We start from the raw sequence: 19,301 nt of genomic DNA, 5'->3' as shown, positions 1-19,301 counted from the left end.
ATTTACGGCCCGCTGAGTAAGGCACTACAATAGCGCCAACGCGAATTTGAGGTTTTCATGAACGATACATCCCTCACAGACAATATCATGACGCCGCGCGAACGGCGCGCAACTTGGGGCTTAGGCGCAGTGTTTTCTCTGCGGATGCTCGGCATGTTTATGGTGTTGCCCGTGCTCACCACTTACGGCATGGCATTACAAGGGGCCAGCGAATCGCTGATTGGCCTTGCCATTGGTATCTATGGCCTGATGCAAGCGCTGTTTCAGGTGCCTTTTGGTTTACTTTCTGATCGCGTCGGGCGTAAACCGCTCATCGTTATCGGCCTGCTGATGTTTGTGCTCGGCAGCGTGATTGCCGCCCTCAGCACCACGATCTGGGGCATTATTCTCGGACGTGCGTTACAAGGTGCGGGGGCGATCTCCGCCGCCGTTATGGCATTGCTGTCCGATCTCACTCGCGAACAAAATCGCACCAAAGCGATGGCGTTTATCGGCATCAGTTTCGGCATAACCTTTGCCATCGCCATGGTGCTTGGACCGATCGTTGCGCACGCCTGGGGATTACAGTCCCTGTTCTGGTGCATGGCTCTACTCGCATCGCTTGGTATTGTGATAACCCTGACGCTGATCCCCAATGCCGCTGACCATGCCCTCAACCGTGAATCTGCCATTGTGCGCGGCAGCATTCGCCAGGTACTCGGTAACAGCCGACTGATAAAACTCAATATCGGCATTATGTGCCTGCATATCCTGCTGATGTCGAGTTTTGTCGCCCTGCCGCGCGTGCTGGAACAGGCTGGCCTGCCCGCAGAATCACACTGGAAGGTGTACCTGTACACCATGCTGATTTCCTTTGTCTGCGTGTTGCCCTTTATCATTTACGCCGAAGTGAAACGGCAGATGAAGCGGGTGTTTGTCGGTTGTATCATTGTGCTGTTAGCCGCAGAGGTGGTTTTATGGAAGGCTGGCAGCCAGTTCTGGCCTATTGTGGCAGGCGTTCAGCTGTTTTTTCTGGCGTTTAATATTATGGAAGCGCTACTGCCCTCACTGATCAGCAAAGAAGCACCGGCGGGTTACAAAGGCACCGCTATGGGGGTCTATTCCACCACTCAATTTATCGGCGTTGCTATCGGCGGCAGCATGGGCGGCGCACTGTTTCAGTTCCACGGTGCGGCATGGGTGTTTGCAGCAGGGGCGCTGCTCTGCGCGTTATGGCTGATTGTCGGCGTCAGCATGAAAGAGCCCCCCTATCTGAGCAGTTTGCGTATTGCACTGCCCGATGACGCACTAAACGACGCCGCGCTAGCGCAAAAGATACGCATACACCCCGGCGTGGCGGAAGCCATCGTGGTGCCGGAAGAGCGCAGCGCCTATATCAAAATCGATCGTCAGAAGACCAGCCGTCAACAGCTCGAAGCGCTGATCGGGCAAGCGTGAGTCACATCGGGCCAGCATCGCTGGCCCTGTATGATTAATCGCGGAAATTGGTGAACTGGAAGGGTTGCCCCAGATTGGCTCCGCGAATCAACGCCATGACGCTTTGCAAATCGTCACGTGCTTTGCCCGTTACGCGCAGTTGCTCACCCTGAACCTGGGTTTGCACTTTCAGCTTGCTGTCTTTGATCAGCTTGACGAGTTTTTTCGCCTGCTCAGGCTCAATGCCCTGCTTCAATTTGGCGTTAACACTGTACGTCTTGCCGCTGTGTTCCATCTCTTCTGGAACCTCCAACGCGCCCGCTTCGATACCGCGTTTCACCAGTTTTTCGCGCAGGATATCAACCAGTTGCTGTACCTGAAAATCTGACTCGCTGGCCACTTTGATCTGTTCGTCTTTCTCATTCAGCTCAAAACTCGCCGGTACGTTACGAAAATCCCAGCGATTAGTCAGTTCACGTGATGCATTCTCAACCGCATTGCGGATTTCCTGCATATCGATTTCCGATACAATATCGAAAGATGGCATAATCAATTCTCCCTGATTTATGCGTAGGAATAGGGTTATGTGGCATGCATGATACCTGTTCTCCGCAGAGAAACAACATCCGCCCGCCTTGGCGCTTGCAGTCCCTTTCTCACGCGCCATAATACGTAATTGTCAGGCAGAATGGATCAACCAAAAGATAACCGCCGCCGTCACACTGCGTGCCACGCGCATCGATAAAGGAAACCGCAGATGAAAATTACCGTGCTGGGTTGCGGCGCACTGGGTCAGCTTTGGCTTGCCGCATTACATCAGCAAGGCCACGATGTTCAGGGATGGATGCGTTTCCCCGCGCCGTACTGTGCCGTTAACGTACAAATGCTGGATGGAAAACTGTGCAATCTGATGCTGCCGACAAACGATCCCGAGCACCTGATGCAAAGCGAACTGCTGTTGGTAACCCTTAAGGCCTGGCAGGTTTCCGATGCCGTCAAGGCGTTGTTACCGACTATTCCCCCCAACTGTACCATTCTTCTGTTGCACAATGGCATGGGCACCCGGGAAGAGTTGCCGGTATTGACCCAACCGCTGTTACAAGGCGTCACGACGCACGCCGCCCGACGCGATGCGACGCTGGTGGTGCACGTTGCCGGAGGAACCACGCACATTGGCGCCATTACCAGCGGCAACGGCCGTGGCGCGGTTCCTCACAGCGATACGCACTCAGCGCTGGCCGCATTGCTGCATCAGGCGCTGCCGGATGTCGCCTGGTACAATAATATTGCCGTGACGTGCTGGCGTAAGCTGGCAGCAAACTGCGTCATCAATCCATTAACCGTGCTCTATAACTGTAAAAATGGGGCGTTAAGCGCTTATCCCGAACAAATAGACCAGCTGTGTCAGGAGATCGTGCGCGTCATGGAGCGTGAAGGCCACCCCGATTCGCTGGAACAGGTGAAGCTGTACGTGGCGCAATTGATTCAAAATACCGCCGAAAACACCTCTTCCATGCTGCAAGATATCCGTGCCCAGCGTCATACCGAGATTGACTATATTACCGGCTATCTGCTGCAACGGGCCCGCGCCCACGGGTTAACGTTGCCGGAAAACAGCCGTTTATTTGAAATGATTAAGCTAAAGGAAAGCGAATATGACCGCATCGGTACTCCTCTGTCTGGCTCCTGGTAGCGAAGAAACCGAGGCCGTCACCACCTTCGATCTGCTGGTACGCGCCGGTATTGCTGTGACTGTCGCCAGCGTCGCCAGCGACGGTGCCACCACGATAATCTGCTCGCGCGGCGCAAGATTGGTGGCGGATGCACCGCTGGTTTCCGTTGCGGATAACCCATTTGACGCCATCGTGTTACCGGGCGGTATCAAGGGGGCAGAATGTTTTCGCGACAGCCCGTTGCTGGTGGAATGTATCCGCCAAAAACATCAGGAAGGGAAAATCGTGGCCGCCATCTGTGCCGTTCCAGCTCTGGTGCTGGAGCACCACCAGCTGTTTCCGGTGGGCAACATGACTGGATACCCCACGCTAAAAGAGAAAATCGCGCCAGAAAAATGGATGGATAAGCGTGTGGTGTTCGATCCGCGCGTTAATCTGCTGACCAGCCAGGGCCCCGGCACCAGTATGGATTTCGCCTTAAAGCTAATCGATTTACTCGCAGGACGGGCAAAAGCGGCAGAGGTTGCAGCACAATTGGTGTTGCCGCCGGGGATTTATGATTATCGGGATTGATAGGCGCAATCCGCTGTGATCCACGCATCCTCCGCACACGCGGAGGATGATGAGAGCGAGGTTAAGGCCGATAGACCTTCACGTTGTTGAACCCTTGCTCACGCAGATACAGCGCCTGCAAACGACTCATCACACCACGTTCACAGTACAGCAGATAGGTTTTAGCCTGATCAAGATCGCCAAACTGTGTGCTGAGTTTGTAGAACGGCAGCGATTTGATTTCGACGCCGGTCATCGCAAGCGGACGATCGTCTTGCTCATCCACAGAGCGAATATCCAGCAGAATATCGTCGGCAGAAAGCGATGCTACGGTTTCAACCTCCGTGACCTCTTGCGAGGTCTGGGTGGCGATATCGCGGATATCGATATTGCGCGCTTCAAAGACCACCCGGTCCAGAATCTCAAAGTCGAACTTGCCTTCTTCCTCTTCGATTTTGGATTTGACCGCTTTTACTGTTGGGCTTTTGGAAATTACCCCGCAATACTCAGGCATGGTCTTGGCAAAATCTTCCGTGCCTAAATGGCGTGCCAGCTTGATGATGTGCTCTTTATCGTGTGAAATCAGCGGGCGCAGAATCAGCGTATCCGAGGCATTATCGATGAGACGCAGGTTAGTCAACGTTTGGCTGGAAACCTGCCCTAACGCTTCTCCGGTTACCAACGCCTGAACGCCATAGCGCTCCGCAATGCGCGACGCGGCACGCACCATCATGCGTTTCAATACGACGCCCATCTGGCCGTCATCCACCTTTTCCAGGATCTCACCCACCACGGGTTCAAAATCAATGGCGACAAAGCGCACGCGATGCGAGCTGCCAAAGCGTTTCCACAAATAGTGTGCGACCTGTTTAACACCAATTTCATGTGCAGCGCCGCCCAGATTGAAAAAGCAGTAATGCACGCGACAGCCACGACGGATAAGCATATAGCTGGACACGCCAGAATCGAACCCGCCGGAAATCAGTGACAGCACATCTTCTTGCGTGCCGATCGGGAAACCACCGATGCCTTCATACCGCCCTTTGATCAGCAGCAAACGATCCTGTTCTATCTCCAGATGAACCGTGACCTGCGGCGTGGTGAGGTTAACGCGCGCACTGTCGATATGCTGGTTAAGTCCACCGCCCACATAACGCTCCACATCCTGCGATGAGAAGTCGTGCTTGCCGCGCCGTTTCACGCGCACGCAGAAGCTTTTCCCTTCCAGTTGCGGACGATACAGCGCCAACGTTTGTTCAAAAATGTCGTGCACGTCGGTGTACGCGTGGTCTTCAACGTCCAGAATATGATGAATGCCAGGAATACGGGTTAACGCATCGCGAATCTCTTCGCGTTGGCTTTCCTCTTTGGCGCGGACTTCGATATGATCCCAATGACGGACGACGGCCAGTTGGTCGTCATACTGCTTAAGCACGTTACGAATGTTACCGGTAAGTATCTTAATAAAGCGCAACCGCACAGATTGACTCTTGATGGTGATTTCCGGGAACAATTTAATGATAAACTTCATGATGGCTGTCGTTACTTGGTCAAATGGGCGTAAGTGTTAACCCGAGTGCTACATTCACGTTATCGGTAAACTCGTTCAATGGGGTGATTTTACCAATAGCATCCAGGGCGCGGAGTATATCACCTTCTCGCGCACTGCGCGCAGGAAGGATGTGCTTATCTGTGCGATGGGCCAGTAGCGAACAGTAACGATTAACGACACTAAAAGAACAGCATCACTTAGCGATCAGGATGTAAAATAGGTCATGCCTGCAAAAAAAACATCGCCTCACGCAGAGGCAAACAGCGAAACGCTGAACACCGCTGACTCAGCGCTGAGCTTTGAAGATGCGCTGCAACAGTTGGAACAGATCGTCACCCGCCTTGAGTCGGGCGATTTGCCGCTGGAAGCTGCGCTGAGCGCCTTCGAAAATGGCATTCAGTTGGCGCGTCAGGGACAGTTGCAGTTGCAACAAGCAGAACAACGCGTGCAGATCCTGCTCAGCGACGAGCCTGATGCCGCGCTGTCCCCTTTCACTCAGAGCACGACAACCCCGAACAGTAAGCCACTATGACGGAATTTGCTGAGCAATTACACGCCCATGCCGATCGCGTTAATCAGGCATTGAACCGTTTTATCACCGACTTGCCGTTTCAGGGCAGTCCGCTGGTTGACGCCATGGCCTACGGTGCGCTGCTAGGAGGCAAACGCCTTAGGCCTTTTTTGGTTTATACCACCGGGCAACTTTTCGGCATTCCGCTGAGCAGCCTGGATGCACCAGCTGCGGCGGTGGAATCTATCCACGCCTATTCGCTGATTCATGACGATTTGCCTGCCATGGACGATGATGATCTGCGCCGTGGCCAACCGACCTGTCACATTAAATTTGGCGAAGCCACTGCGGTTCTGGCCGGGGATGCGCTGCAAACGTTAGCCTTCTCCATTCTGGCTGACGGTTCCATGCCGGAGGTCAGCGACCGCGATCGCCTCTCAATGGTCGCAGAGCTGGCGCACGCCAGCGGCGTGGCAGGCATGTGCGGCGGACAAGCGCTGGATTTGGCGGCAGAAGGTAAACAAGTCGATCTGACCGCACTGGAGCAAATTCATCGCCACAAAACCGGCGCACTGATCCGCACGGCAGTTAGGCTCGGCGCGCTCAGCGCTGGCACTGTGGGTCGGGCGGCACTGCCACACCTCGATCGCTATGCCAATGCCATCGGTCTGGCCTTTCAGGTGCAGGATGACATCCTTGATGTGATTGGCGACAGCGCCACCACCGGCAAGCGCCAAGGGGCCGACCAGCAACTGGGCAAAAGCACCTATCCCGGCTTGCTCGGGCTTGACAGTGCACGGGCAAAGGCGTGGGATCTCTATCAAGAATCACTGGCAGCATTGGATGAGTTGCAAGCGGCCAGCGCAACGCCGCTCGATACCACGGTACTACGGGCATTGGCGAATTATATCGTCGAGCGAGATAAATAATTTCAACATCACCCAGTGAATCTCAAGCGTGTCGCCCGGTGGTAACACCCGAATGGATACTCCCTTCGCCGCTTGAGAGAAAACGGGGATTACACCTCAGAATGAGTCGCAAATGAGTTTTGATATTGCAAAGTACCCGACACTGGCTTTAGTGGAAACACCTGACGAACTGCGCATGCTGCCGCGTGACAGCCTGCCCAAACTGTGCGATGAACTTCGTCAATATCTGCTGGACAGCGTTAGCCGCTCCAGCGGCCACTTTGCGTCAGGGCTCGGCACCGTTGAACTCACCGTGGCGCTGCACTATGTCTACAACACGCCATTTGACCATCTGGTGTGGGATGTCGGCCATCAAGCCTACCCTCACAAAATTATCACCGGCCGCCGCGATCGCATTGCCACCATCCGCCAAAAGGGCGGCCTACACCCGTTCCCCTGGCGCGGCGAGAGTGAATACGATGTGTTAAGCGTCGGTCACTCCTCCACGTCAATCAGTGCCGGGCTGGGCATGGCGGTTGCTGCCGAAAGAGAAGGCAAAGGACGCCGCACCGTGTGCGTTATCGGCGACGGCGCATTGACGGCAGGTATGGCGTTTGAAGCCATGAACCACGCGGGCGATATTCGTTCCGACCTGCTGGTGGTATTGAACGATAATGAGATGTCGATTTCCGAGAACGTCGGTGCGCTCAACAATCACCTGGCGCAGTTGTTGTCCGGCAAACTCTACTCCACCCTGCGCGAAGGCGGTAAGAAGGTGCTGTCTGGCATCCCGCCAATCAAAGAGCTGGTCAAACGCACAGAAGAACATCTGAAAGGCATGGTGGTACCCGGCACGCTGTTTGAAGAGCTTGGCTTTAACTACATTGGCCCGGTCGACGGTCACGATGTGGTCGGGCTGGCACAAACCCTGAAAAACATGCGTAGCCTGAAAGGTCCGCAACTGCTGCATATCATGACCAAAAAAGGTCGTGGCTATGCCCCTGCTGAGCAGGACCCTATCAGTTGGCATGCTGTACCCAAGTTTGATCCAGCCAGTGGCACCTTGCCCAAAAGCAAGGCGAGCCTTCCCAGCTACTCGACCATTTTCGGTGATTGGTTGTGTGAAATCGCCGCTAAAGACAGCAAGCTGATGGCCGTAACGCCAGCAATGCGCGAGGGCTCTGGCATGGTGCGCTTCTCGCGCGACTACCCACAACAATATTTCGATGTTGCCATTGCTGAACAACACGCCGTCACCTTTGCCGCCGGCTTGGCGCTGGGCGGGTACAAACCGGTGGTGGCGATCTATTCTACCTTTTTACAACGCGCCTACGATCAGGTGATTCACGACGTCGCCATTCAAAACCTGCCGGTGCTGTTCGCTATCGATCGCGGCGGTATTGTGGGTGCGGACGGCCAAACGCATCAGGGGGCGTTTGATTTGTCCTTCCTGCGTTGCATTCCCGATCTGATTATCATGGCACCGAGCGATGAGAACGAATGTCGCCAGATGTTGTTTACCGGCTACCGTTATCAAGATGGCCCTTGCGCCGTGCGTTACCCTCGCGGTACCGGTACGGGTGCCACGCTTGAGCCGTTGCAGGAATTGCCTATCGGTAAAGGGGTGGTACGACGCACGGGCGAGAAAGTCGCCATCCTCAACTTCGGTACACTGCTGCCGGAAGCGCAGCGGGTTGCCGAAAAGCGCAATGCAACATTGGTCGACATGCGTTTTGTCAAACCGCTGGATGAAGCGCTGATCGCTGAACTGGCAAAAAACCACAATCTGCTGGTGACACTGGAAGAGAACGCCTTGATGGGCGGTGCGGGCAGCGGCGTGAATGAAGTGGTGATGGCGCAGCGTCTGGGTATTCCGGTGTTAAATCTGGGGCTGCCGGACAGCTTTATTCCCCAAGGGACACAGGAAGAAGTACGTCAAGACTTGGGGTTGGATGCGGCGGGTATCGAACGTCGCATTGATGAATGGTTGCAATAATGATGATATCGACCGGGGCAGCCGCCCCGGTCAGACCGTTTAAGAAAATAGCGGCCAGTGGTGTCCAATCCAGTAGATAATGCCCGCAGAGATAACCCCTGCCACAATATCGTCAATCATGATACCCATGCCGCCGTGCACGTTGCGATCGAACCAGCGTATCGGCCAGGGTTTGAAAATATCCAGAATACGAAACACCACAAACCCTGCCAGCACCCACTGCCACTGTTCATCCGGGATCGCCATCAGCGTGATCCACATCCCGACAAATTCATCCCAGACGATGCTGCCGTGATCGTGCACACCCATGTCTTTGGCCGTTTGATGACACAGATAAACGCCGATGCAAATGCTGAACATGATGGTCAGCGAATACAGTTGCCAGGGCAGGAAGGAGAGCAGGTACCACAGCGGGATCGCCGCTAACGATCCCGCTGTGCCTGGCATCCAGGGTGAAAGACCACTGCCAAACCCGGTTGCCAGCAGATGCCAGGGATTGCTCAGGCGCAAGCGCTGCTTAGCGGCGCGCTTTGCTTCTCGGTCATTGGCTGAAGTGGTCATAGCCTTTCCAGTTCAGTTCCACGGCATTATCACCACGGAAAAAGCGTAGCCCCTCGGACGACGGCGCTATCTGCCCAATGCAGGTATACCCCACGCCGAGTTGTCCCAGCGCCATGTCGATCGCACCGCGATTAATTTCCGGCACGGTAAAGCACAGTTCATAATCTTCCCCGCCAGACAGCGCCCAACGCAGCGCCTGCTCGGGTTCAACGTGTTGCAGCATTGCCGATGAATAAGGGACAGCATCAAGCTGCAAGCGCGCTCCGCAATCACTGGCGGCCAAAATATGGCGTAAATCCGAGATCAATCCATCCGACAGATCGATAGCGGCACTGGCAAGCGTGCGCAACGCCTGACCTTGCAAAATGCGTGGCTGAGGGCGTAAATGGCGTTGCACCAATGATTGGCGCGCCGCACTGTCACTCACCTGTAAGCGCTGTTGCAAAATCGCCAGACCAGCGGCGCTGTCGCCCAGCGTTCCGGTCACGTAGATCCAATCGCCAATGCGAGCACCCGCACGGGTGAGCGCACGGCCAGCGGGCACCAGCCCGTGGATGGTCAACGTAAGGCTCAGCGGTCCGCGCGTGGTATCACCGCCAATCAGCTGCATACCGTAGTAATCAAGCAGCGTAAACAGGCTATCGCTGTACGAGGCCAGCCATGCGCTGTTGATTTCAGGTAAGGTAATGGCCAGAGAGAGCCAGGCGGGATCGGCGCCCATGGCAGCCAGATCGCTTAAGTTAACGGCCAGCGATTTGTAACCCAAATCAGCAGGATCGATAGTCGGTAGGAAATGCACCCCAGACACCAGCGTGTCGGTACTGACGGCTAAAAGCTGCTTTTCTGCCACTGTGAGCAGCGCACAATCGTCGCCAATCCCCAATTCCACATCACGGCGCGGATTTCCCGCCTTGTAGGCGTTCGCGCGATTGAAATAGCGGTCAATCAGATCAAACTCACCGTAAACCATAACCGTTTCCGTCAAAAACAATCGCGAACAGGGCCGGAATTCCGGCCCTGAGCGTTACTTCTTGGTTTGGCGCACCGTTGGAGCAACTTTATCCAACACGCCGTTGACAAACTTGTGGCTATCTTCCGCACCGAACACTTTCGCCAATTCAATGGCTTCGTTGATGGCAACCTTGTAAGGGACGTCGTCGCGCTTGCTCAGTTCGAACAGGGCAATACGCAGCACGGCGCGCTCCACCTGCCCCAACTCGTCGAGCTGACGTGACAGGTAGGGTGCCATCAATGCATCCAGTTTTTCTGCCTGCATGGCGACGCCCGCCAGCAACTCACGAAAGTAGCTGATGTCGACGTCTTTGACATCCTGCTCACTCAGGAATTGCAGTTCAATATCGGCAATGTCATTCTTTGACAATTGCCAGGAATACAGCGCTTGAACCGCACATTCACGAGCGCGGCGACGAGCAGCAGGTTTCACGGAATACCCCTTTCTTAATCAAACTTATTTGATAGCTTTCAATACGTTAATCATTTCCAGTGCGGTCAGCGCAGCTTCTGCACCCTTATTGCCCGCTTTGGTACCAGCGCGTTCAATCGCCTGCTCGATGCTTTCTGTCGTCAAAACGCCAAACGTCACCGGAATATCGCTGGTCATGGCAACATGCGCCAACCCAGAGCTGCATTCACCCGCAACATATTCAAAATGCGCAGTACCGCCACGGATCACCGTCCCCAGTGCCACGACGGCATCATAGCCATTTTTTGCCAGCGCGCGCGCAGTCATCGGAAGCTCATAGGCACCCGGCACCCACACGACGGTAATGTTTTCATCTTTAACCTGACCAATACGTTTCAGCGCATCGATAGCGCCTTCCAGCAGGCTATCGTTGATAAAATTGTTGAAACGGGCAATCGCAATCGCGACGCGGGCATCAGGGGTGGCAACAACACCTTCAATGACGTTCATAGCGTTCCTTATAATCATAATCGCATGCTAATACCCCGCAGGGGGGCGGATTCTATCACATTCTTGCGACGGCGTATCCGGTTTTGTCTGCCATCCCCCATTGAGGCCAGAGCAAACCAAAACCGCAGGATAGCGGCGTCAGGATTGTGGTATTAAGCGCAGACGGAGATCGGGACCAACCTGGCACACCTCCGTCAGCGTAAATGAAGGTACGTGAGCCAACTGCGTCAACCCCGGCAACACACACAGGGACCTGGCATCATGCCCTAACAGTTTCGGCGCCATATACACAATCAACTCATCGACCACGCCCGCATTCAACAGCGCCCCTGCCAGCGTAGCACCGGCTTCAACCCACACCGAATTAATCTGGCGTTTGCCGAGCGTCATCATTAGTGCAACCAAATCGACACCGCCGCCGTGAGCGGGCAGAGTCAAGTGTGTCACGCTTTCAGGCCATGCGCTGTCATTGTTCGGTTGGGTACTCGCCAGCCAGGTTTGGCCCGGTTGATGCACCAGTTGGTGCAGAGGCGTTACGCGTCCGTGGCTGTCGACGATCACGCGTACCGGCTGAGGAAGCGGTGCATCGGGAAGCTGTTGTTGCGTATCGGCATCCAACGTCTCCCAACGTACCGTCAACAGCGGATCGTCCGCCAACACAGTAGCGCTGCTGCTAAGGATAGCGGCGCTTTGTGCGCGAAAACGTTGCACATCCTGACGCGCCTCGGCAGAGGTGATCCACTTGCTCTCCCCAGACGCCATCGCCGTGCGACCATCCAGAGACGCAGCCACTTTAAGACGGACATACGGAACGCCAGTGCGCATCCGTTTCAGAAACCCCAGATTGACCTGCTCAGCATCTTGCATCATCAGGCCATGGCTGACGGCGATACCCGCTTGCTGTAAACGGTGTAAACCACGCCCAGCCACCTGAGGGTTGGGATCTTGCATCGCCGCCACAACGCGCGCCACGCCCGCCGCAATCAGCGCATCCGCACAGGGCGGCGTGCGCCCATGGTGACTGCACGGTTCCAGCGTCACATAGGCGGTCGCACCCCGAGCCTGTTCACCCGCCATGCGCAGCGCATGCACTTCCGCGTGCGGTTCACCAGCGCGCAGGTGATAGCCTTCACCGACCATTTCACCGTCGCGCACAATCACACAACCAACGTTAGGGTTTGGGGAGGTCGTGAAACGTCCGCGCCGCGCTAGCTCAAGCGCGCGCGCCATCCAGAATTCATCTTGCCGTTCCATAGGGTTAATCCTGTAACCGAGCAATCTCTTCGCCAAACTCCCGGATATCCTCGAAGCTACGGTATACGGAGGCAAAACGAATATAAGCGACTTTATCCAGGCGTTTCAGGGCATCCATCACCAGATTGCCGATCATTTTGGCGGTGACTTCACGCTCACCCGTAGCACGCAGTTGAGACTTGATATGATTGAGGGCGTTTTCAACGTCATCCGCACTGACCGGCCGCTTTTCCAATGCCTTCAGCATCCCCTTACGCAATTTTTCTTCGTTGAAGGGCTCGCGAACGTCATTACTCTTTATCACCCGGGGCATCACAAGTTCTGCCACTTCAAAGGTGGTAAAGCGCTCATTGCACACCAGACACTGACGGCGACGCCGCACCTGCGTGCCTTCGCCGACCAGACGAGAATCAATAACTTTGGTATCAACCGCGGAGCAGAATGGGCAGTGCATAACATATCCCGATGATTAGCTTCTCTTGCGCCTAGTTTACCCTGATTTGATTGACTAACCCAAATCTCCAGCGCTTACAGACCAATATTTGCATAGGTGGCTGCACAAACGCAGCATGATTTAACTCTCATTCGCCACTACGCTTATATACTTGCCACGTAAAGACGACACGAGAAAGGGCATAACGCAATGAAGGAAAGACCTGAATGAATAACTATTATCGTGCATCTGGCCTCTTGATGCTGGTGCTGACGGGCTGTTCAGCACCTCCGCAAACCCCTACGCTACAACGGGAAGTTGGGCAACTAAACCGGCAATTACAAACGCTGACGGCACAGGCATCAGCCCTGGAGCAGCAAAATACCTTAAACAGTCACTCTACCCACGGCGTGTATCTACTACCCAGTGCGAAAAGTAGCGCAATGTTGCAAAGCAACATTGGCAAACTGAGCATTTCCCTGAGCCATATTGAACCCGAGGCGAATGGCGCTCAAGCGCTGCTGCACGTTCGGCTACTGGAAGGTACGGCACTGCCTGCGTTTCGCGCGCAACTCGACTGGGGTCAGATCGATCCGGTCAGTAGCAAACCGTTGCCGAGCGAAACGCACACACAGCCGCTGGTACTCGACGCCCCCCTATTGCCCAAAACCGAAGCCGTATTTGGTGTACGGTTGAGCGGTGTTACGCCGGAGCAACTCGGGTTTATCCGCCTGCATCAGGTTGAAACCGACCGCCCCTGATGCATAAAAAAATCCCTGCCGTAGCAGGGATTTTTCTCAACGTTATCGAACAGGGTTAAGGCAGGATCGAGGGTTGATCCGCGCCTTCCTTCTCGACTTTTTGTACCAGCAGGTGTTCGCGCTTCATCCCGAGCTTCAGCGCCAGCGCTGAGGCCACGTAGATGGAGGAGATCGTACCGATAGACACCCCGATCAGCATCGCCAGCGAGAAACCTTCCAGCATCGCGCCACCGAAAATGTAGAGCATCAATACCACACCCAACGTAGTACCGGAGGTCATCAAGGTACGGCTCAACGTCTGAGTCAGCGACACGTTCATGATTTCGTAAGGCGTACCGCGGCGAATCTTGCGGAAGTTTTCACGAATACGGTCCGATACTACGATGCTGTCGTTCAACGAGTAACCGATAACCGACATCAGCGATGCCACGATGGTCAAATCGATTTCGATTTGAAACAGCGAGAACACCCCCATGGTGATGATCACGTCGTGCGCCAATGCCAGCACCGCCCCCAACGCCAGACGCCATTCAAAGCGGAATCCTACGTAGATCAAGATACAGATCAACGCCGCCAGCAATGCCATGGCGCCGTCTTGCGCCAAATCGTTACCCACACTCGGCCCAACAAACTCGATGCGCTTCACCGTGGCACTCTGTTCCGTGCCCTGGTTAATCACGCTAACCACTTTGTTGCCCAGTTCCTGACCTGCAGTGCCCACGCTCGGCGGCATGCGCACCATCACATCACGGCTGCTACCGAAGTTCTGAATCAACGGATCGGCAAAACCGGCTTTTTCCAGCGAGCCACGAATCAAGTCCAGATCGGCCGGTTTTTCCAGGTTGATTTCAATCACCGTACCACCGGTGAAATCCAGTCCCCAGTTAAACCCACGCACACCCATGACAATCAGTGACAGGATTAACAAAGTGCCCGAAATGACGAACGCGACGTTATCCCAACGCATAAAGTCATAGACTTTACGACCATAGTTGAGCTGTTCAACAGTATATTCCTGTGCCACGACGCACTCCTCAAATAGACAGCTTGTTAACGCGTTTGCCGCCGTAAACCAGATTCACAATCGCACGGGTGCCAACAATAGCGGTAAACATCGAGGTTGCAACCCCAATCGCCGTTGTAATGGCAAAGCCTTTGATTGAACCGGTCCCCACAGCGTACAGAATCACTGCCGTGATCATCGTTGTCAGGTTGGCATCGATGATACTGGAGAACGCACCTTTGTAGCCTTCATGAATGGCTTGCTGAACCGTGCGCCCGTTGCTGAATTCTTCTTTGATGCGTTCGTTAATCAGTACGTTGGCATCGACCGCCACCGCCAGCGTCAACACGATACCGGCAATCCCCGGCATGGTGAGCGTCGCCCCCGGCAACAGTGACATCACCCCGACGATCAGCACCAGGTTAGCCACCAACGCCGTGGTCGCAATAACACCAAACCCTTTGTAGAACACCACCATAAACAGGATGGATGCCACCAAACCCCACAAGCAGGCTTCAAGGCCCTGGGTGATGTTTTGCATCCCCAGCGTTGGCCCAATGGTGCGCTCTTCAACAATCTGGATCGGGGCAATCAATGCACCGGCACGCAGCAACAGCGAGAGCTGACGCGCTTCGTTCGGGTTGTCGATACCGGTAATACGGAAGCTGTTACCCAGACGCGACTGAATGGTCGCGACGTTGATCACTTCTTCATGTTTTTCCAGAATGGAACGACCCGACGCGGCATCTTTCTTACCGCTGTCCTTGTATTCCACAAACAGGGTTGCCATCGGTTTGCCGATGCTATCCTTAGTGAAATTGGACATGGCGTTACCGCCCGCGCTGTCCAGCGAGATATTTACCTGCGGACGACCGTATTCGTCGGCACTGGAGGTCGAATCAGTAATGTGGTCACCGGTGAGGATCACACGCTTATACAGCACCACCGGGGTGCCATCACGCATGTTTTTCACTTCGGAATCAGCCGGAACACGGCCATTAGCCGCTGCCGTTACGTCCGCAGAACTGTTGACCAGACGGAATTCCAGCGTGGCTGTTGCACCCAGAATCTCTTTGGCACGCGCGGTGTCTTGAATACCGGGCAACTCAACCACGATACGATCCGCACCCTGACGCTGTACCAACGGTTCGGCTACGCCAAGTTGGTTAACACGGTTACGCAGGATATTGATGTTTTGCTGGACGGCGTATTCGCGCGCTTCACGCAGGCGCTCGGCGCTCATCATCGCACGCATCAGGTTATCGCCGCTGGCATTAAATACCAGATCGCGATGACGGGTGGTGAGATACGAAATAGCGTCGTTACGCGTTGCCGCATCGCGGAAACGGATCTCTACGGTATTGTCATCCGCTTTACGCACGGTGGCGTAAGGAATACCTTTTTCACGCAGATCGCTGCGCAGGGAATCCATGGTCTGCTCTTGCAGTTTACCTAACGCCGTTTCCATATCCACTTCCATCAGGAAGTGTACGCCGCCGCGCAGGTCTAGGCCCAGTTTCATGGGTTCTGCACGCAGCATGCGCAGCCAGTTTGGCGTTGCGGGGGCCAGGTTCAAGGCCACGACATACTTCTCACCCAACGCATTCACCAGCGCTTCACGAGCGCGCAGCTGAATATCCGGGGTGGAGAAACGGGCAAGGATCGCACCACTTTCTAACGCGAGCGACTTGCTGGTGATCTGCTGTTCTTGTAATACATTCTGGACTTGGATCAGCGTTGACTCACTGGCGGCGATACCTCGCGCGCCAGTGATTTGTACCGCCGGATCCTCACCATACAGGTTAGGAAGTGCATAAAGCAGGCCGATAAGTAATGCCACGACCAGCATCAGGTACTTCCACAAAGGATAACGGTTTAACACGGCAGTTCCCTTCGGGAAAATCAAAAATTACAGGGCTTTGATGGTGCCCTTTGGCAATACGGCAGCCACGAAATCACGTTTGATAACCACTTCATTGGTGTCGTTCAGCGCGATAGCGATGTACCCGGTCTCAGAGACTTTGGTCACGCGACCGACCAAACCGCCGGTTGTCAGCACTTCATCCCCTTTGGAAATGGAGTCCATCAGTTTCTTATGATCTTTAGCGCGCTTTTGCTGAGGACGCAGAATCATGAAGTAAAAAATCAGGCCAAAAACAGCCAGCATAATCACCAGAGAGTACGGACTTTGAGCCGGAGCGCCAGTTGCAGCCACAGCATCAGAAATGAAAAAACTCATTTAACTATCCTCTTTGTTATCAAACCAAACGTGTGCAAAAGTATATGAAATCCAAATGTGCCTAAAACGCTTCAACCGTACACATCACGCGCAGCAGGTACGAAAACCGCGTCGTCAGTCGTGTTGACCTGCCGCTGTTTCAGCAAGGGACGGCATCGGTTTGCCAATCCGTTGGTAAAAATCCGCCACAAAGTGCTCTAATTTACCCTCTTCGATGGCCTGGCGTAAACCCGCCATCAACCGTTGATAATACCGCAAATTGTGGATGGTATTGAGGCGCGCGCCGAGTATTTCGTTGCAACGGTCGAGATGATGCAAGTAAGCGCGGCTATAATTGCGACACGTGTAGCAATCACAGTGCTCATCCAACGGACGAGTGTCATCCTTGTGTACCGCATTGCGAATTTTTACCACACCGTCGGTGACAAACAGGTGGCCGTTGCGCGCATTGCGCGTTGGCATCACACAGTCAAACATGTCGATGCCGCGCCGCACGCCTTCCACCAGATCCTCAGGCTTGCCGACCCCCATCAGATAACGGGGTTTATCCGCCGGGATCTGCGGGCAAACATGCTCCAGAATGCGGTGCATATCCGCCTTCGGTTCCCCTACGGCCAGACCGCCCACAGCGTACCCATCAAAGCCAATCTCTACCAGCCCTTTTACGGAGACATCGCGTAAATCTTCGTAAACACTTCCCTGGATGATACCAAATAACGCATTGTTGTTATTGAGTTCATCAAAACGATCGCGGCTGCGCTTCGCCCAACGCAACGACATTTCCATCGAGCGTTTGGCATAATCCCAATCAGCAGGATAAGGCGTACACTCATCGAAAATCATCACGATATCAGAGCCGAGATCGTACTGGATTTCCATCGATTTTTCCGGGCTGAGGAAAATCGGGTCGCCGTTGATCGGATTACGGAAGTGCACACCCTCTTCGGTGATTTTGCGGATGTCGCCCAAGCTGAATACCTGAAATCCGCCAGAATCGGTCAGGATCGGGCCATGCCATTGCATGAAATCATGCAAATCGCCGTGCAGCTTCATGATCTCCTGGCCCGGGCGCAGCCACAGGTGGAAGGTGTTACCGAGCAGGATTTGCGCACCGGTCTCTTTGACTTCCTCGGGCGTCATGCCCTTTACCGTGCCGTAGGTGCCAACCGGCATAAACGCCGGGGTTTCCACCACGCCACGCTCAAAAACAAGACGACCACGGCGCGCGCGACCATCGGTTTGCAACAATTCGTATTTCACTTTGCCTCCAGCACCGGAAAAACAGTCCGATGTTGTCATTGGTAAGTCAGTCAACACGCCAACAGATTGCATTCTGCGGCGCTATTATGCGTTTGTTTTCAAAAAATTTAAGCGTCGTTGCCCGCCGCACTGGCGACCTGCTCCGCTTCAGCGGTGGGATTGCGTGTAATAAACATGGCGTCGCCGTAGCTGAAAAAGCGATACTGCTCGCTCACCGCCGCACGGTAAGCCGCCATGGTGTGCTGATAGCCCGCAAACGCAGACACCAGCATGATCAGCGTTGATTCCGGCAGATGGAAGTTAGTCACCAGCGCGTCGATCACGCGATAATGATAGCCGGGATAGATAAAAATGCGGGTATCACCGAAGAAAGGGGCAATCAGCGCATCGTGCGCCGCCTGCGCCGCGCTTTCCAATGAACGCACCGAGGTGGTGCCAACGGCGATCACGCGATTACCGCGCGCTTTACACGCCAGCGCAGCATCGACCACGTCCTGCGGCACTTCAGCATACTCCGCGTGCATGATGTGATCTTCGATGGTATCAACCCGCACCGGCTGAAAAGTGCCTGCACCAACGTGCAGGGTGACAAACGCCATTTCAATCCCTTTCTCGCGCAGCGCCGCCAACAGTGGCTCATCAAAGTGCAGGCCCGCTGTCGGTGCGGCAACCGCGCCGGGGCGCTGGCTATACACCGTTTGATACAGTTCACGATCGGCGTCTTCATCCGGTCGGTCAATATAAGGCGGCAGTGGCATGTGGCCGATGTCATTGAGTATCGTCAGCACATCGCGCGTATCGTCAAAGTGCAGCTCAAACAGCGTATCGTGGCGCGCTGCCATCACGGCCTTGACGCTGCCGTCTTCTCCCAGCAACAGTTCCGTTCCCGGTTTGGGCGCCTTGGACGCTTTGACATGCGCCAGCACGCGCCGCGTATCCAGCACGCGCTCAACCAGCACTTCAATCTTGCCACCGCTGGCCTTTTGGCCAAACAGACGAGCAGGAATGACGCGCGTATTGTTAAACACCAGCAGATCGCCCGGTGCCAGTTTATCCAGCAGATCGGTGAAAACACCATGGGTCAGGGCTCCCGTCGGACCGTCCAGCGACAGCAATCGACAACCGCTACGCTGCGCCTGCGGATAGTGCGCAATAAGCGCTTCGGGAAGTTCAAACGAAAAATCAGAGACTCGCATGGCTATTCACTTGGTTGTGCTATTTATAAAAGAGTGTTCGACAGGAACAGGTA

The 19,301-nt window shown here is 54.7% G+C and carries 20 protein-coding genes; 7 read left to right on the top strand and 13 right to left on the bottom strand.

Annotation, left to right across the window (positions count from 1 at the left end):
- The first annotated feature begins 57 nt into the window (after positions 1 to 57).
- Positions 58 to 1,437, top strand: a complete 1,380-nt coding sequence (locus J5224_RS05015; protein WP_264624307.1) for an MFS transporter — start codon at positions 58 to 60, stop codon at positions 1,435 to 1,437.
- A 34-nt stretch (positions 1,438 to 1,471) separates the two neighbouring features.
- Here J5224_RS05015 and J5224_RS05010 read toward each other — a convergent pair whose 3' ends face one another.
- Positions 1,472 to 1,963 (bottom strand): YajQ family cyclic di-GMP-binding protein, encoded by a 492-nt coding sequence (locus tag J5224_RS05010; RefSeq protein WP_264624306.1) that lies wholly within the window; start codon positions 1,961 to 1,963, stop codon positions 1,472 to 1,474.
- Positions 1,964 to 2,173: 210 nt separating this feature from the next.
- On the opposite strand from J5224_RS05010, the gene panE reads away from it, so the two are divergent.
- Together panE and yajL are read left to right on the top strand one after the other, a co-directional pair.
- Positions 2,174 to 3,109: a 2-dehydropantoate 2-reductase gene (gene panE / locus J5224_RS05005; RefSeq protein ID WP_264624305.1), complete on the top strand. Its 936-nt coding sequence runs from the start codon at positions 2,174 to 2,176 to the stop codon at positions 3,107 to 3,109.
- Complete coding sequence (gene yajL, locus J5224_RS05000; RefSeq protein WP_264624304.1) at positions 3,072 to 3,662, top strand: protein deglycase YajL; 591 nt, start codon at positions 3,072 to 3,074, stop codon at positions 3,660 to 3,662. Before panE ends, yajL begins: the two co-directional genes overlap by 38 nt.
- A 61-nt stretch (positions 3,663 to 3,723) precedes the next feature.
- Here yajL and thiI read toward each other — a convergent pair whose 3' ends face one another.
- The gene (gene thiI / locus J5224_RS04995; RefSeq protein ID WP_264624303.1) at positions 3,724 to 5,172 is read right to left on the bottom strand and encodes a tRNA uracil 4-sulfurtransferase ThiI; all 1,449 of its coding nucleotides are present in this window, start codon (positions 5,170 to 5,172) and stop codon (positions 3,724 to 3,726) included.
- Positions 5,173 to 5,416: 244 nt separating this feature from the next.
- On the opposite strand from thiI, the gene xseB reads away from it, so the two are divergent.
- The 3 genes from xseB (at position 5,417) to dxs (ending at position 8,608) form a co-directional block, all read left to right on the top strand.
- Entirely contained in the window at positions 5,417 to 5,725 is a 309-nt protein-coding gene (gene xseB, locus J5224_RS04990; RefSeq protein ID WP_264624302.1) for an exodeoxyribonuclease VII small subunit, read from the top strand.
- Positions 5,722 to 6,633 (top strand): (2E,6E)-farnesyl diphosphate synthase, encoded by a 912-nt coding sequence (ispA, locus tag J5224_RS04985; protein ID WP_264624301.1) that lies wholly within the window; start codon positions 5,722 to 5,724, stop codon positions 6,631 to 6,633. Before xseB ends, ispA begins: the two co-directional genes overlap by 4 nt.
- 112 nt (positions 6,634 to 6,745) lie before the next feature.
- Entirely contained in the window at positions 6,746 to 8,608 is a 1,863-nt protein-coding gene (dxs, locus tag J5224_RS04980) for a 1-deoxy-D-xylulose-5-phosphate synthase (RefSeq protein ID WP_264624300.1), read from the top strand.
- Positions 8,609 to 8,647: 39 nt separating this feature from the next.
- On the opposite strand, the gene pgpA is transcribed toward dxs, so the two are convergent.
- The 6 genes from pgpA to nrdR form a co-directional block, all read right to left on the bottom strand.
- Positions 8,648 to 9,169: a phosphatidylglycerophosphatase A gene (gene pgpA / locus J5224_RS04975; protein ID WP_264624299.1), complete on the bottom strand. Its 522-nt coding sequence runs from the start codon at positions 9,167 to 9,169 to the stop codon at positions 8,648 to 8,650.
- Positions 9,150 to 10,139 (bottom strand): thiamine-phosphate kinase, encoded by a 990-nt coding sequence (gene thiL, locus J5224_RS04970; protein WP_264624298.1) that lies wholly within the window; start codon positions 10,137 to 10,139, stop codon positions 9,150 to 9,152. Before thiL ends, pgpA begins: the two co-directional genes overlap by 20 nt.
- Before the next feature lie 54 nt (positions 10,140 to 10,193).
- A complete protein-coding gene (gene nusB / locus J5224_RS04965) occupies positions 10,194 to 10,613 on the bottom strand; it encodes a transcription antitermination factor NusB (RefSeq protein WP_264624297.1) in 420 nt (139 codons plus the stop codon).
- 24 nt (positions 10,614 to 10,637) lie between these two features.
- Positions 10,638 to 11,102: a 6,7-dimethyl-8-ribityllumazine synthase gene (gene ribE, locus J5224_RS04960; protein WP_264624296.1), complete on the bottom strand. Its 465-nt coding sequence runs from the start codon at positions 11,100 to 11,102 to the stop codon at positions 10,638 to 10,640.
- Between the two features lie 138 nt (positions 11,103 to 11,240).
- Entirely contained in the window at positions 11,241 to 12,356 is a 1,116-nt protein-coding gene (gene ribD / locus J5224_RS04955) for a bifunctional diaminohydroxyphosphoribosylaminopyrimidine deaminase/5-amino-6-(5-phosphoribosylamino)uracil reductase RibD (protein WP_264624295.1), read from the bottom strand.
- 4 nt (positions 12,357 to 12,360) lie between these two features.
- A complete protein-coding gene (gene nrdR / locus J5224_RS04950; RefSeq protein ID WP_222158287.1) occupies positions 12,361 to 12,810 on the bottom strand; it encodes a transcriptional regulator NrdR in 450 nt (149 codons plus the stop codon).
- A gap of 206 nt (positions 12,811 to 13,016) precedes the next feature.
- Between nrdR and J5224_RS04945 the strand changes: the two genes are divergently transcribed.
- On the top strand, positions 13,017 to 13,550 hold the full coding sequence (locus J5224_RS04945) for a DUF3251 domain-containing protein (protein ID WP_264624294.1): 534 nt from the start codon (positions 13,017 to 13,019) through the stop codon (positions 13,548 to 13,550).
- A gap of 55 nt (positions 13,551 to 13,605) precedes the next feature.
- Here J5224_RS04945 and secF read toward each other — a convergent pair whose 3' ends face one another.
- The 5 genes from secF to queA all read right to left on the bottom strand — a co-directional run bounded on the left by secF (position 13,606) and on the right by queA (position 19,248).
- Positions 13,606 to 14,574 carry a protein translocase subunit SecF gene (secF, locus tag J5224_RS04940; protein ID WP_264624293.1) on the bottom strand — a complete coding sequence of 323 codons (969 nt, stop codon included), beginning with the start codon at positions 14,572 to 14,574 and terminating at the stop codon, positions 13,606 to 13,608.
- 10 nt (positions 14,575 to 14,584) lie between these two features.
- On the bottom strand, positions 14,585 to 16,435 hold the full coding sequence (gene secD, locus J5224_RS04935; RefSeq protein WP_264624292.1) for a protein translocase subunit SecD: 1,851 nt from the start codon (positions 16,433 to 16,435) through the stop codon (positions 14,585 to 14,587).
- A gap of 27 nt (positions 16,436 to 16,462) precedes the next feature.
- Positions 16,463 to 16,792 (bottom strand): preprotein translocase subunit YajC, encoded by a 330-nt coding sequence (yajC, locus tag J5224_RS04930; RefSeq protein ID WP_222158291.1) that lies wholly within the window; start codon positions 16,790 to 16,792, stop codon positions 16,463 to 16,465.
- Positions 16,793 to 16,906: 114 nt separating this feature from the next.
- Positions 16,907 to 18,052, bottom strand: coding sequence for a tRNA guanosine(34) transglycosylase Tgt (gene tgt, locus J5224_RS04925; protein ID WP_264624291.1), 1,146 nt, complete (start codon positions 18,050 to 18,052; stop codon positions 16,907 to 16,909).
- A 107-nt stretch (positions 18,053 to 18,159) separates the two neighbouring features.
- Positions 18,160 to 19,248, bottom strand: coding sequence for a tRNA preQ1(34) S-adenosylmethionine ribosyltransferase-isomerase QueA (gene queA, locus J5224_RS04920; RefSeq protein WP_264624290.1), 1,089 nt, complete (start codon positions 19,246 to 19,248; stop codon positions 18,160 to 18,162).
- Between the last annotated feature and the right edge of the window lie 53 nt (positions 19,249 to 19,301).

It is taken from the genome of Candidatus Symbiopectobacterium sp. NZEC135 (genome assembly GCF_025962695.1).
The sequence above is the reverse complement of the archived record's forward strand: the minus strand, read 5'-3'. Positions and strand labels throughout refer to the sequence as shown.